Consider the following 13,527-nt stretch of genomic DNA (forward strand, 5'->3'; position numbering starts at 1 on the left):
TCCACGCTATCCGGCACCTCTGTGTACCGGGTCCGCGCTCCACTTAATCACATGCGCTCGAACCCGATCGCCGCAACCCCGCGACTGAATCGAACCACTTGACGGAAAGTGGCGAATTAACCACGGCACGGGCCAATTTCCCGCTTTGTTACCCGCGGGAAACCTTATTAGAACCTCAAATTATTTCAGGATTCGGGAAGCGTCCAGGTGTCGAAGCGGGGCAGGTCCACGCGCCGGATCGGGCCGGTGGTCTCGTTGTCCGGGTCCGGGCTCGGGTGGTCCTGGCCGGGAGGGGAGGTCCGGGTGGCCGGGGTGCCGGGGGTGGGGCCGGCGGGGACCTGGGTCGCGGCGGCGGGGGTCGCGGGGATCGGGTCGGCGGGGATCGGGGTGACGGCGCCGAGGGGGGCGATCGAGGCGACGGGGGTGATCGGCACGGTGTCGTCGTCGGCTGGTGAGGCGTGGGCCGGCGCGGTGTGAGCCGGCGCGGTGTGGACTGGTGAGGCGTGAGCCGGTGAGGCGTGGGCGGCGCGGGTGGGCGGCACGGCGGGGTCGAGCTCCACGACGTGGGTCCCGTGGCCGGCTCGGGCGGCGTGGTTGGTGTGGCCGGGATGACCGGTGTCGTCGGCTTGAGCGGTGTGGTCGGCGGGGGTGACCGGGTCCGTCTCGTCGGTCCAGCCGGCGGCCTCGTCCTCGCGGCGGGCGTCCTCGTACGCGACCAGGGCCTCGGCCAGCAGCTCCGCGAGGCTGAGGTCGCTCTTGGGGCGGCGCGCGGCGCGGGTGGTGCTCGGCGAGTCGATCGGCGGGCTGATCGGCGGGAGGTCGATCGTCCTGCCGCCGACCACGACGGACTTGATGAAGGGCTGCTCAGAGCCGTCGTCCTCGACGTCGGCCGCGCTGAGGAACCCGGTCGAGCCGATCGACGGGGGCGGGGTGGGCGGCGCCTGGTCGGGCTCCGGGGCGGGTGGCGCCGGGGCCGGTTCGAGGTCCGTCGCGACAGCGGGCTCCGGTTCCGGGGCAGGCGCGGGGGTGGAGGTAGGCGCGGGGGCGGCCTCCGGCTCGGGCTCCGGCTCGGGGTTGAGGTCGGGCGCGGAGGCCGGTTCCGGTGTGGGCTCGGGTTCCAGCGCCTGTTCCGGCACGGCTGCCAGGTCCGACAGGGACACGGGCTTCAGGATGGTCGTCAGTTCGGACGCGGACGGGGGCGGCACAGACCCCTGCGACGCGGATGAGGGCGGTGCGGGCGCAGGCGGTGCGGGCTCGGGCAGCGACGCGGGTTGGAACACCGACGCGGGTTGGGGCACCGACGCGGGTTCGGACTCCGGCGCCGGCTCCGGCTTGGGCTCGGACACCGACTCGGGCTTCGGGGTCGGCGCGGGCTCGGTGACGACTGCGGAGAAGTGCGTCGGGCCCTCCGCGACCCCGATCACGGAAGCGGTTTCGGGTTCGATCGTGATCTCGGCCGGCGCGTCGTCCACTGGCGGGATCCCGGCTCGGCGCGACTCGTCGACGTCCACGTCATCCATCGGGAACGCGGAGGGAACAGAAGTGAAATCGGGCGGTTCCGGCATCCTCGCGGTGGGGATGACCGGGCCCTTCACAAATGCGGCGCCAAGTCCAACCGGCGGGACATCATCCCGAATCGCGGGCTGAACCATAGTGGGCGAGTCGAACATGTCGACGGGTTCCTCGGCGCGGAACCGCGCCGGTGCCTCGACCCGCCACTGCACCTGCTCGACCGGGGTTTCGGCCTCGGTGGGGGCTTCCTGCCGGGCGGCGGCTTCCGGTTCGGCGGACGCCGGCTCGGTGGCTTCAGGCTTGGCGGCTTCAGGCTCGGTGGCTTCAGGCTCGGTGGCTTCCGGTTCAGCGACGACCGGCGTTCCGGTGACGCCCTCGACCCTGTCCGGAGCCCGACGGCGTCCTCCGGCGCGCTGGGGATCGAGCAACCCGGCGGCCTTCAGGCTGTCCAGCACGCTGGGCGACTCGCTCGGCTGCTCGACGGGCTGCTCGTTGGACTGCTCCTCAGGCCCCTCGGCCGCCTCACGAGCCGCCCTCCGACGCCCGCTGCGCACCGCACCGGCCGCAGCGATCAGGCCGGCGGCCGGAACGGTCCGCTCGCCACCGGGCTTGGCGGTCTGAGCGGCTTCGGCGGTCGCGCCGTCGCCGTCGGTCGCGCCGGGACTGCCGAGAGCGGCAGGCAGGCCGAGGTCGGGCGGTTGGCTGCTGCTCGGGGCGGTTGCCGCAGGTGGGGACGCCGCTTCCCGGCCGCTCGACGAGGTGGGCGCGTCGAAGTCGCTCCGGGTGGCGCCGGTCGGTGCGGTCGGCGGGGTGAGGCTTGACAGGGCGAGGCTCGGCGGGAAAACGGGGTCGCTCGGAGCCGGTGTTGCCGGGCTGGGGGCTGGGGCGACCGGAGTCGAGGTGGGCGCAATCGGGCCGGGGCTCGACGTGGCCGGGCCTGGGCTGGGTGCGGTGGGGCCGACGCCGGGAACCGGGGCTGTGCCGGTGTTGAGGTTCGAGCCGCCGGGAGGGGTGGAGGGCTGGGAGAGAGCGGTCGGCTTCGCTTCGACGCTCCTGGCGTGTTCCGGGCGCCCCTTGGTCAGGGACGGCGGCTGCGAGGACGGCTGCTGCGAGGACGGCTGCTGCGGCAAGGGCGGGCGCTGCTGCGCGAGCGGTTGTTGCGGCGAGGGCAACGGCTGCTGCGGCTTCGGCGCCGGGGCTGGTGGCTGTGCTGGGGCTGGTGGCTGTGCCTGTGCCTGATCCAACGCCGCGTCCGGGGCCCGGCGGCGGCCGGCGGGCTGGGAGGTGTCGTCCGCACGCCCGCCCTGCTCGCCGTGCTCACCCCGCGTTCCCGGCGCCTCGGGCGTCCGCTGCTCCACCTGTTCGCCTTGTTCGCCCTGTTCAGCCCCTTCGCCGAAGGGGTGGATCAGGCGCCAGCGGTCGGCGGCGTGCGCCCTGGCCGCCGAGATGCCGTCGACGGTCATGTCCTCCGCCGCTCGGCGGGAGCGCTTGACGCGCAGGCCCTCGTTGCGGTGGACCTGCACCGGGCGCCACTGGCGCAGCTGCTGGCCGACCTCGGGTGCCAGGTCGGCGTCCGGGGTGGGCGGTGCGATCGGGGTGCCCTTCCCCGTCCTGATCAGGGTGGACAGCTGCTCGTGCAGGCTGCCGGCGGACTGGCGGTGGATTCCGGAGAACTCGGCCGCGAGCCTCGCGCGGACCGCGTAGACGGCCCGTGCGCGCCTGCGCTCGGCCGCGTGGGCCGCGCGGAGGTCCTCCAGGGCCTCGGTCAGGTCGCCGGACACCTCGTGGACGTGCGCCAGCGCCAGGAGGCTCTCGGTCCGGAGGGTGTCGAGCTGGTGGCGCTCGGCGCTGTCCGCCACGTCGCGCAGGAGGTCGCGGGCCTGGTCGACCCGGCCGGCGGGCAGGTGGACCCTGGTGGCCAGGGCCAGGCGCAGCCACCCGGCGGTGGCCGCGGAGGGCGCTCGGACGGGGCGCTCCAGGAGCGGGGTGCCCACCCTGGACGCCTCGCCCTCCGCGTTGGAGTCCAGCAGGGCGCAGACCAGTTCGACCGTGAGCCTGCCGCGGACCTGCCCGTTGTCCGACTCGGCCTCCCTGAGGCCGTCGAGGAGGGCCAGGCCCGCGCGGCTCGCGGCGATCGCCGCCTGGAGGTCGCCCCAGCGGCGGTGCTGGCCCGCGGCCGCGGCGCGGAGCAGGCCGCGGTGCAGGAGCGTCGTGTCGTGGTCCAGCAGCGGGTCGGCCTGGTAGAGGCCGTCGGCCTCGTCCAGGGCCTGGGTCAGGGCGGGGCCCCGGCCGACCGAGACCAGGCACTCGCCCGCCTGCACGAGGGCCGAGGCGCGCAGGCCCGGCGGCACGTCGTCCGCTTCGAGGACCGGGCGGACGGCGGCGAACCCGGTCAGCGGCGCGCCCACCGACCTGGCGCTGTCGGCCAGCTCGACGCGGAGGCGCCAGGCGGTTTCCCGCTCGCCCGCCGCCTCGGCCGCCTTGAGCGCGTCGAGCGCCCGGTCGGCGGTCTTGACGCCCCGGCCCATGCGGTTGCTCGCGAAGACGACCAGCGCCTCCGCGCGCAACCTGTCGATCTCGTCACGGCGGGCGGAGGCGAGCGCGACGGCGCGTTCGCCCAGCACCAGAGCAAGCTCCGGTGCCCGCCAACGCAGCCGCCAGGCGGGCACGACCAGCGTGCTCACCTCGACGTCCGCCTGCGCCTCGCCCCTCGCCGCCACGATGTCGGTACTCGGCTCTCAGTCCCGGGTGAGCTTGCGGTAGGTCACGCGGTGCGGCCGGGCCGCCTCCGCGCCGAGGCGCTCGACCTTGTTCTTCTCGTAGCCCTCGAAGTTGCCCTCGAACCAGTACCACTGGGACGGGTTCTCGTCCGTGCCCTCCCACGCCAGGATGTGGGTGGCGACGCGGTCGAGGAACCACCGGTCGTGCGAGATGACCACGGCGCAGCCGGGGAACTGCTCCAGCGCGTTCTCCAGCGAGCCCAGGGTCTCGACGTCCAGGTCGTTCGTCGGCTCGTCCAGCAGGATCAGGTTGCCGCCCTGCTTGAGGGTGAGCGCCAGGTTCAGCCGGTTGCGCTCGCCACCGGAGAGCACGCCCGCCGGCTTCTGCTGGTCCGGGCCCTTGAAGCCGAACGCGCTGACGTACGCCCGCGACGGCATCTCGACGTTGCCGACGTGGATGTAGTCGAGGCCGTCGGAGACGACCTCCCACACGTTCTTCTTCGGGTCCAGGCCGGTGCGGTTCTGGTCGACGTAGGAGAGCTTGACCGTCTCGCCGACCTTCACCTCGCCGTCGTCCGGCTGCTCCAGCCCGACGATGGTCTTGAACAGCGTCGTCTTGCCCACGCCGTTCGGGCCGATCACGCCGACGATGCCGTTGCGGGGCAGGCTGAACGACAGGCCGTCGATCAGCACCCGCTCGCCGAAGCCCTTCTTGAGGTCGTGGGTCTCGACCACGACGTTGCCCAGGCGCGGGCCCGGCGGGATCTGGATCTCCTCGAAGTCGAGCTTGCGGGTCTTCTCCGCCTCCGCGGCCATCTCCTCGTAGCGGCCGAGGCGGGCCTTGGACTTGGCCTGGCGGGCCTTGGCGCCCGACCGGACCCAGTCCAGCTCGTCCTTCAACCGCTTCTGGAGCTTCTGGTCCTTCTTGCCCTGGACCGCCAGGCGCTCGGCCTTCTTCTCCAGGTAGGTGGAGTAGTTGCCCTCGTAGACGTGGGCCCGACCGCGTTCGAGCTCCAGGATCCACTGGGACAGGTTGTCCAGGAAGTACCGGTCGTGGGTGACCGCCAGGACGGCGCCCTGGTACTGGGCCAGGTGCTGCTCCAGCCACAGGACGCTCTCCGCGTCCAGGTGGTTGGTGGGCTCGTCGAGCAGCAGCAGGTCCGGCTTGCTCAGCAGCAGCTTGCACAGCGCCACCCGGCGGCGCTCGCCACCGGAGAGCAGCTTCACGTCGGCGTCGGGCGGCGGGCAGCGCAGGGCGTCCATCGCCTGCTCCAGCTGGGAGTCGAGGTCCCACGCGTCCGCGTGGTCCAGCTCCTCCTGGAGCCGGCCCATCTCCTCCATCAGCTCGTCGGAGTAGTCGACGGCCATCTTCTCGGCGATCTCGTTGAAGCGGTCGAGCTTCACCTTGATCTCGCCCAGGCCCTCCTGGACGTTGCCCAGGACGGTCTTCTCCTCGTTGAGCGGCGGTTCCTGCTGGAGGATCCCGACCGTGTAGCCGGGCGAGAGGTAGGCCTCGCCGTTGCCCGGGGTGTCCAGGCCGGCCATGATCTTCAGCACGCTGGACTTGCCGGCGCCGTTCGGGCCGACCAAGCCGATCTTCGCACCGGGGTAGAACATGATCGTGACGTCATCCAGGATGACCTTGTCCCCGTGCGCCTTGCGCACCTTCTTCATGGTGTAGATGAACTCGGCCATGCCCGCGATCGTAGAGCGGTGCCGATCGGGCCCGAACCTCGGACGCCGGCAACGGACGTGACGACAACGCAGAGTTAACGCGAACGGGGGTCACCCACACCTGTCACAGGTCCGGAGGACCGCTCTGGCGCGACGCCGCGACCAGCGGATCCGATCGGATGCGCGAACTCCTCGTGCTGTCAAGTCCCCAATGCCCGCGCGCGGATCAACCCCACGACGCCGACCTACGACCTCCCTCCTCCACGCTCTCAACGGCGACGACTGCCCGCCGCATTCTCCGCTCTGGTTCCCGCTTGGGAAGCGCTTGTACCCCGATTGCTTCAGAACAGCACTTCGGCCACCTCCTCCGGACGCCCCGCTTCACCCGGTCGCACCAGTGCGGACTCGCCCTCCCTGCGGGGGGCCACGACTTCGGGGGCGGTGAGGTCGGGGGGAGGGGGAACTGGGGTGGGCAGGTCGGGGGCTGGAGGTGTGGCGGCAGGGGGTGGGACGGCTCCGGCGGGTGATGAGGCGGGTTCCGGGGTGGGTGGCGTGCGCTTCGGGCCGGTGCGGGCGGAGGCCGGGCGTTTCCGGCCGGTGGGAGGCGGGGCGGTCGAGGCAGGGGCGGGGTCAGCGGGACCAGGGGCAGGTGGAAGGGCAGATGCAGGGACGGGGGCAGGGGCAGGGGCAGGGGCAGGGGCAACAGGGCCGGTCAGGGGCGGGGTGGTCGGCGGGGCGCCTGTCATGACCGGGAGCGCTTCGACCGTGGTCAGGGGCGGCGAGGCCGTGGCCGGAGGTGGAGGGGCCGTGGCCGGGGGCGGCAAGGCCTCGACCAGGGGTGGCGAGGCTGTGGCCAGGGGTGCGCCGGCGGGTGCCGGCCGCGCCGCGGGCGCTCCCCCGGGCACGTCGACCAGCGCCTCGTGCGGCGTCGCGCGCGAGCGCACGGGGCTGGCCGTGCACAGGGCGAGGTTCGGGCCTATCGCGGTCGCCTCGATCTCCACGAGCTGCCGGACCTGACCCTCGTCCCGCAGCTCCTTGATCGACACCCGGCCGGTGACCACCACGGGGTCACCTCGGTTCAGCGAGGCGTACGCGTTGTCGGCGAGCGAGCGCCAGCAGTTGACCGACAGGAACATCCGGTTGCCGTCGACCCAGCCGCGTTGGTCCTGGTCCCACCGGCGTTCCGTGGTGAACAGCCGGAAGTTCACCCGGCTGAAACCGGTGCCGACCTCGTGCCGGGTGATCTTGCTGGCCACGTTGCCGCACACGGTGACGCGGGTCTCGTTGTACGCCATGACTGCCTCCTCGGGGTGATCTCCTGGGACCAGGCTGCCGGGGTGCGGGGCTCCGGCGGAGCGCGAAATCCGGATCTGTGGACAACTCGCGAGCCGAGTGATGCATAACAAATGAGTGAGCACTCACTCGTTGACATGAGTGAGTCCTCACTCATAAGCTGCCCCCATGCCCGAGGAGACCACCCAGCGCCGCAGGCGAGCACCCGCGATGAGCCTCGAAGACCGCCGGGAGGCGATCGTCCAGGCCACCGTCCCGCTGCTGTTCGAGCACGGCGCCAACGTGACGACCAGCCAGGTCGCCAAGGCGGCCGGCATCGCGGAGGGCACGGTCTTCCGGGCGTTCAAGGACAAGCAGGAGCTGATCCGCACCTGCGTGCACGCCGTCCTCGTGGCCGACGCCGAGCTGGAGCTGATCGAGCAGGCCCGCCGGTTCGGGACGCTCGCCGAGCGCCTGTCCTGGGCCGCCGGCGCCGTCTCCGGCTACCTGGACCGGATGTGGACGCTGGCCGGCGTGCTGCGCGACTCCGGGTTCGACCCGCGCGACAAGCACGGCGAGCACGGCGAGCACCACGGCCCGCAGGCGCAGATGCAGCGCCTCTCGGAGCGCGTCGCCTCGCTGTTCGACCCGGGTGACCGGCTGCGCGTCGACCCGTCCTTGGCCGCCCGGCTGCTGCTCGGGCTCGTGTTCACCAACCGCATGCAGGGCAAGGGGTTCGGCGAGACCACGGCGGACGTGGACCAGCTCGTCGAGGTGTTCCTGCACGGCGCGCTGAGGGGAGACCAGTGAACGACCTCATGATCGAGGCGACGGGCGTCGGCAAGGCGTTCGGCGCGCAACAGGCGCTCGACGGGGTGAGCGTCGCCGTGCCCGCGGGCGCCGTGCTCGGCCTGCTCGGGCACAACGGCGCGGGCAAGACGACCCTGGTCAACGTGCTCACCACGCTGCTGCCGCCGGACCGGGGGCGGGCCAGGGTGGCCGGGTTCGACGTGGTCCGCGAGGCGCACCAGGTGCGCAGCCGCATCGGCCTGACCGGGCAGTTCGCCGCCGTCGACGAGCAGCTGTCCGGCCTGGACAACCTGGTCCTGATCGCCCGGCTGCTCGGCGCGACGACCCGCGAGGCGCGGGGCCGGGCCGGCGAGCTGCTGGAGCTGTTCGACCTCGCGGACGCGGCGAAGCGGCCGTCCCGCACCTACTCCGGCGGCATGCGCCGACGCCTGGACCTGGCCGCGAGCCTGGTCGGCCACCCCGAGGTGATCTTCCTCGACGAGCCGACCACGGGCCTGGACCCGGCCGGCCGCCTGGGCCTGTGGGAGATCGTGGAGCGCTTGGTCGACGACGGCACCGCGGTCCTGCTCACCACCCAGTACCTGGACGAGGCCGACCGCCTCGCCGACTCCATCACCGTGCTCTCCCAGGGCCGGGTCGTCGCCGCGGGCACCAGCGCCGAGCTGAAGGCCCAGGTCGGGCAGCGCACCGTGACCGTCACCCTGGCCGACGTCGCGGACGTGCCCAAGGCCGCCGAGTCGCTGGAACGGGCGGGCCTCCAGCCCGTCGCCGCGGCGAACGCGCTCACCGCGCCCGTCACGTCGTCGCGCGAGATCGCCACCGTGGTCCGCGCCCTGGACGAGGTCGGCCTGGAGGCCACCGAGCTGGCCCTGGGCGAGCCGACCCTCGACGACGTCTACCTCTCCCTCGCGCACCAGCCGCGCGCGGCCTGAACAGGAGTCGGACATGACAACCCTCGCCGCCACGCGGACCCGCTGGCGCGGCACCGGCTTCGGCACGCAGGTGCTCGTGCTCACGCAGAGGTCGCTGCGCGCGCTGGTCAGCGACCCGCGCATGGTCGTCTTCAGCGTCCTCCAACCGCTGATCATGCTGACCCTGTTCAGCCAGATCTTCGCCAGCGTCGCCAACGCGCCCGGCTTCCCGCAGGGCGTGGCCTACATCGACTTCCTGATGCCCGCGATCCTGGTCAACACCGCCATGCAGTCCTCGCTCCAGGCGGGCGTCGGCCTGGTCACCGACATGAAGAACGGCGTGCTGGCCCGGTTCCGCTCGCTGCCGATCCGGCCGGGCTCGGTGCTGCTCGCCCGCAGCCTGTCCGACCTGGCCCGCACGACCGCCCAGCTGGTGCTGATGCTGGTGTTCGCGCTCGCGGTTTTCGGCTTCTCCCCCGCGGGCGGCCTGGCCGGGATCGCGGGCGCGCTGGCGCTGTCGCTGGCCGTCTCCTGGGGCCTGGGCTGGGTGTTCCTGGCCATCGCCGCGTGGCTGCGCAACGCCGAGCTGATGCAGACCGTGGGCTTCCTGGCGATGTTCCCGCTGATGTTCGCCTCCAGCGCCTACGTGCCGATCAGCGGCCTGCCGGGTTGGCTCCAGGCCGTGGCGGAGGTCAACCCGCTGACCTACGCGGTGGACGCGGCGCGCGCCATGGCGCTGGCCCACCCCGTCACCGGCGTGGTCGGGGCGCTGGTCACGAGCGGCGCGCTGGCCGCCGTCGGCTGGGTGCTCGCCGTGAAGGGCTTCCGCCGCCCGCTCTAGCCCTTCCCGGACATCTTGCGCAGCATCGCGTTGTAGGCGGCCAGCTCCGCGTCGCCGTCCGCGTCCGCCCGCCGGTCCGCCCGGCGGGCGTCGCGGCCGTCCGACCGCGCCCACTGCACCAGCAGCGCGACCATCACCACCAGCAGCGGCAGCTCGCCCGCCGCCCACGCGATGCCGCCGCCGAGCCGCTGGTCGTCCAGCAGCGACGTCACCCACGGCAGGCCCAGCGAGCGGTAGAAGTCCTCGCCGATCACGGTCTGCGAGCTCATCAGCACGACGCCGAAGAACGCGTGGAACGGGATCGAGGCGAACAGCAGCCCGAGCCTGCCCAGCGGCGGCAGCCGGTTCGGCGCCGGGTCGATGCCGATCACCGGCCAGTAGAAGACGTAGCCGACCAGGATGAAGTGGGCGTTCATGGCCAGGTGCGCCCAGTGGTGGTCCAGCGCCCAGTCGAACAGGCCCGAGAAGTACAGGCCGTAGAACGAGCCGACGAACAGCGCGAGCGCCACGAACGGGTTGGTCAGCACCTTCGCCACCGGCGAGTGCACGAACGCCAGCAGCCACTCGCGCGGCCCCGGCGGGTTGCCCTTGCCGGCCGTCGGCAGCGCCCGCACGGCCAGCGTGACCGGGCCGCCCAGCACCAGCAGGATCGGCGCCAGCATGGACAGCAGCATGTGCGCCTCCATGTGGACGCTGAACAGCGCCGGCGCGTACCGGCCCACGCCCGACGACGTGGCGAACAACACGGTCAGGCAGCCCGCGACCCAGGCGATCGTGCGGCCGACCGGCCAGGCGTCGCCGCGCTCGCGCAGCCGCCGCACGCCCAGCAGGTAGGCCACGGCGAGCACGACCGCGGCCGTGCCGAAGATCAGGTCGAACCGCCAGTCGAACAGCAGGCGGAACGCCGTGGGCGCGCCGTCCAGGTCGTAGCCGATGCGCAGCTCCACGCGGCTGGGCAGGGTGCGGCCCTCGGCGGGCGGCGGGGTGCGGCTGAGCGCGGCGGCCAGGCCGATGGTGGCGAACATCAGCAGGACCTCGACGCCCGCGAGCTTGAGCAGCGTGCGCCCGGACCCCGTGGCCACGACCTGCTTCACACCGCGCTCGCGCTGGAACCAGCCGATCACGCCCAGCACGACCAGGGCGAGCGTCTTGCCGAGCAGCAGCAGGCCGTAATCGCTGGTGAACAGCCGGCTCAGCGGCAGCCGCACCCACGCGTTGACCACGCCCGAGACGGCCATCACGATCCAGCAGACCAGGGCCAGCCGGGAGAACCGGGTGGTCGCCAGGGCCAGGTGGGCGCCGCCGCGGCGGCCGTGCGCGAGCAGGGCGATCAGGCCGCCGACCCACAGCGCCGCCGCGAGCAGGTGGTAGAGCAGGCTGTTCGTGGCCACGTCGTGCGAGCCGCCGCCCGAGGAGTGGCCGGTCACCGCGACCGGCACCAGGGCGAACAGGGACAGGAAGAACAGCGCCGTCGTCCAGCCCCAGGACAGCACCAGCCGGCAGCCCAGGGCCAGCAGCGCCACGACCACCGCGGTGACCACCCACGCCTTGGACTGCTCCACCAGCCCCGCCACCTGGAACAGCACCGAGGGCTCCAGGAACGTGGTCACCGGCTGGCCCAGCGCGTCCGCCACCGTGAACGGCACGGCGAGCACCGCGCCCAGCGTCCACACCAGGGCCGCCCACGCGGCCGTGCGCAACGCCGCGTAACCGTCGGCGGCCAGCGTGCCGTTGGCCTGCGGCGGGACCAGGAACGCCGCCAGCAGCAGGGAGCCGATGGTCACCACCGCCGCCGACTCGGTCAGCACCCGCACCACCATCAGGCCCGACGCGTCCCCGCCGGTCAGCGCCAGCAGGCCCGCCGTCAGCAGCGCGGCGGTGGTCGCGCCGACGACGAGCAGGGGGATCAGACCGGTGCGCCGGGTTCGGGTGTGCGCTTCAGTGGTCACGGCACGAGCGTAAGCGGCGGGGGCGCGCTGCCACCAACCGCCGGACGTGCGCAGATCACACCCACTACCGTTGCCGGGCGTGACCGGTTCCCGCGCGGTGCTCCTGGCCGTCCTCGTCCTGCTCCTGCCCGGGTGCAGCTACTCGATCAACGGCACGGCCGTGCCCGGCGCCGGTGAGCCGTCCTCCGCGTCGGACGCCCCCGGCGCGCCGCGGGTCGCGCGGCCCCGGACGGTGGTCGGCGTGGAGCCGTGCGGGCTGCTCACCGAGGACGACCTGAGGTCGATCGGCCCGTTCAAGAAGGAGCCCGCGCGCAAGGACGACCTGATCCAGGAGTCGTGCCAGTACGTGCTGGACGACGGCTCGTTCGCCGGTCGCACCGTCGTCGCCGCGCTCTACCAGAAGTACCAGGACGTGCGGTCCCGGCAGCCCAAGGGCCACGAGGTGGTCGTCGAGGGGCACTCCGCGTGGGCGTTCTGCGAGGTCAGCGGTGGTTCGATGGCGTGCACGGCGACGCTGGCCGTGAACGCCAACCGCAGCGTCCTGGTGGCGATGACCCAGCCCGGCGGGGACGCCGGGCAGATGCTGTCGGTGATGCAGCCGCTGCTCAAGGCCGCCTTGAACCGACTTCCCGCCGCGTGAGCTCGCGGTCCCGGGAGCGCCGCGCCAGCCACACCGCGGGCACCATCATGGCGATCACGAACGCCACGAAGCCCAGCGACACCGACAGGTTGCTCACGTGGGCGATGCCGCCGACCAGCGGCGGGCCCACCAGGAAGCCGGTGTAGGCGACCGTCGTCACCAGGCCGATCTCGCGCTCGCCGCCCGTGCCGTCCTCGCGGCGGCCCGCGTCGCCCGCCAGGTCCATGATCACCGGGAAGGCGAAGGCCAGCCCCAGGCCGACGAAGCCGAACCCGAGGTAGCCGGTCGCCGCGACCGGCACGAGCACGACCAGCGCCAGGCCCGCCGCGGCCACCACCGCGCCGCTCGCGAGCAGGCGGTACGGGCCGAGCCGGCGCTGCACGGCCTCGCCGAACAGGCGCGCGACGGCCATCGCGATGGAGAAGCCGACGTAGGCGGCCGCCGCGGCGCTCTCGCTCAGGCCGCGCTCGTTGACGAAGAACAGCGCCGACCAGTCGGACGTGGCGCCCTCGGCGATCGCGGAGAACAGCGTGATCGTCGCCAGCAGCCACAGCAGCGGGCGCTTGAGGACCGGGCGGTCGTCCGCGGGCGAGCCGGCCGTCTCGCCGGTGGCGCCCGGCACGGCCCGCAGCACCCAGGCGATGGTGATCGTGCCGACGACGGCGGCGGTGAGCAGGTGGCGGGTCAGGTCCCAGCCGACGCCCGCGGCGACGGCCGCGCCGAGCGAGCCGACCAGGCCGCCGACGCTGAAGCCCGCGTGGAACTGCGGCATCAGGGGGCGGTCCAGGGCGCGGGTGACGGCGACCGCGGCGACGTTCATGCCCACGTCCAGCATCGCGCCGCAGGAGCCGAGCACGAACAGGACCAGGCCCAGCTGGAGCGGCGTCGTGGCGAGGGTGAGCGACGGCACCGCCACGACCGTGACGGTCGCGCCCGCCAGGACCAGGCTCCGCGCGCCCACCCGCGCGCAGACCCGGGCGGCGAACGGCGCGGTGAGCGCGAGGCCGACGCTGGCGCCGAGCAGGGCCAGTCCCAGGGTCGCCTCGGTGGCGCCGACCTGGTTGGCCAGGGCGGGCATGCGAGCGGCCCAGGAGAGGAACATCGCCCCGTTGAACAGGAACACCGCGAAGACGGCGAGGCGTGGCGTCGGCATGGCGACGAGTGTGACTGAAGCGCTTCAGAACGTCCACTCGGATAC

Annotated in this window: 9 protein-coding genes; 4 read left to right on the top strand and 5 right to left on the bottom strand. The window is 73.1% G+C overall.

Annotated features, from left to right (window positions below; translation table 11 throughout):
- Positions 1-185 precede the first annotated feature (185 nt).
- From ABD223_RS14655 to ABD223_RS14665, 3 genes are all read right to left on the bottom strand, one after another.
- Positions 186-4,232, bottom strand: a complete 4,047-nt coding sequence (locus ABD223_RS14655) for a hypothetical protein (protein WP_344036732.1) — start codon at positions 4,230-4,232, stop codon at positions 186-188.
- 18 nt (positions 4,233-4,250) lie between these two features.
- Positions 4,251-5,927 carry an energy-dependent translational throttle protein EttA gene (ettA, locus tag ABD223_RS14660; RefSeq protein ID WP_344036733.1) on the bottom strand — a complete coding sequence of 559 codons (1,677 nt, stop codon included), beginning with the start codon at positions 5,925-5,927 and terminating at the stop codon, positions 4,251-4,253.
- A gap of 320 nt (positions 5,928-6,247) precedes the next feature.
- On the bottom strand, positions 6,248-7,201 hold the full coding sequence (locus tag ABD223_RS14665; protein ID WP_344036734.1) for a single-stranded DNA-binding protein: 954 nt from the start codon (positions 7,199-7,201) through the stop codon (positions 6,248-6,250).
- Between the two features lie 166 nt (positions 7,202-7,367).
- Between ABD223_RS14665 and ABD223_RS14670 the strand changes: the two genes are divergently transcribed.
- The 3 genes from ABD223_RS14670 to ABD223_RS14680 are packed head-to-tail and all read left to right on the top strand — an operon-like array spanning position 7,368 to position 9,740.
- Complete coding sequence (locus tag ABD223_RS14670; protein WP_344036735.1) at positions 7,368-7,988, top strand: TetR/AcrR family transcriptional regulator; 621 nt, start codon at positions 7,368-7,370, stop codon at positions 7,986-7,988.
- The gene (locus tag ABD223_RS14675; RefSeq protein ID WP_344036736.1) at positions 7,985-8,920 is read left to right on the top strand and encodes an ATP-binding cassette domain-containing protein; all 936 of its coding nucleotides are present in this window, start codon (positions 7,985-7,987) and stop codon (positions 8,918-8,920) included. Before ABD223_RS14670 ends, ABD223_RS14675 begins: the two co-directional genes overlap by 4 nt.
- A 13-nt stretch (positions 8,921-8,933) precedes the next feature.
- Positions 8,934-9,740 (top strand): ABC transporter permease, encoded by an 807-nt coding sequence (locus ABD223_RS14680; protein WP_344036737.1) that lies wholly within the window; start codon positions 8,934-8,936, stop codon positions 9,738-9,740.
- On the opposite strand, the gene ABD223_RS14685 is transcribed toward ABD223_RS14680, so the two are convergent.
- A complete protein-coding gene (locus tag ABD223_RS14685; protein WP_344036738.1) occupies positions 9,737-11,689 on the bottom strand; it encodes a bifunctional copper resistance protein CopD/cytochrome c oxidase assembly protein in 1,953 nt (650 codons plus the stop codon). The two genes, ABD223_RS14680 and ABD223_RS14685, sit on opposite strands and share 4 nt — an antisense overlap.
- 79 nt (positions 11,690-11,768) lie before the next feature.
- On the opposite strand from ABD223_RS14685, the gene ABD223_RS14690 reads away from it, so the two are divergent.
- A complete protein-coding gene (locus ABD223_RS14690) occupies positions 11,769-12,329 on the top strand; it encodes a DUF3558 family protein (protein ID WP_344036739.1) in 561 nt (186 codons plus the stop codon).
- Here ABD223_RS14690 and ABD223_RS14695 read toward each other — a convergent pair.
- The gene (locus ABD223_RS14695) at positions 12,295-13,482 is read right to left on the bottom strand and encodes an MFS transporter (protein ID WP_344036740.1); all 1,188 of its coding nucleotides are present in this window, start codon (positions 13,480-13,482) and stop codon (positions 12,295-12,297) included. The genes ABD223_RS14690 and ABD223_RS14695 overlap by 35 nt on opposite strands.
- Positions 13,483-13,527 lie beyond the last annotated feature (45 nt).

This window comes from Saccharothrix xinjiangensis, from assembly GCF_039527585.1.
GTDB classification, from domain to species: Bacteria; Actinomycetota; Actinomycetes; order Mycobacteriales; family Pseudonocardiaceae; genus Actinosynnema; species Actinosynnema xinjiangensis.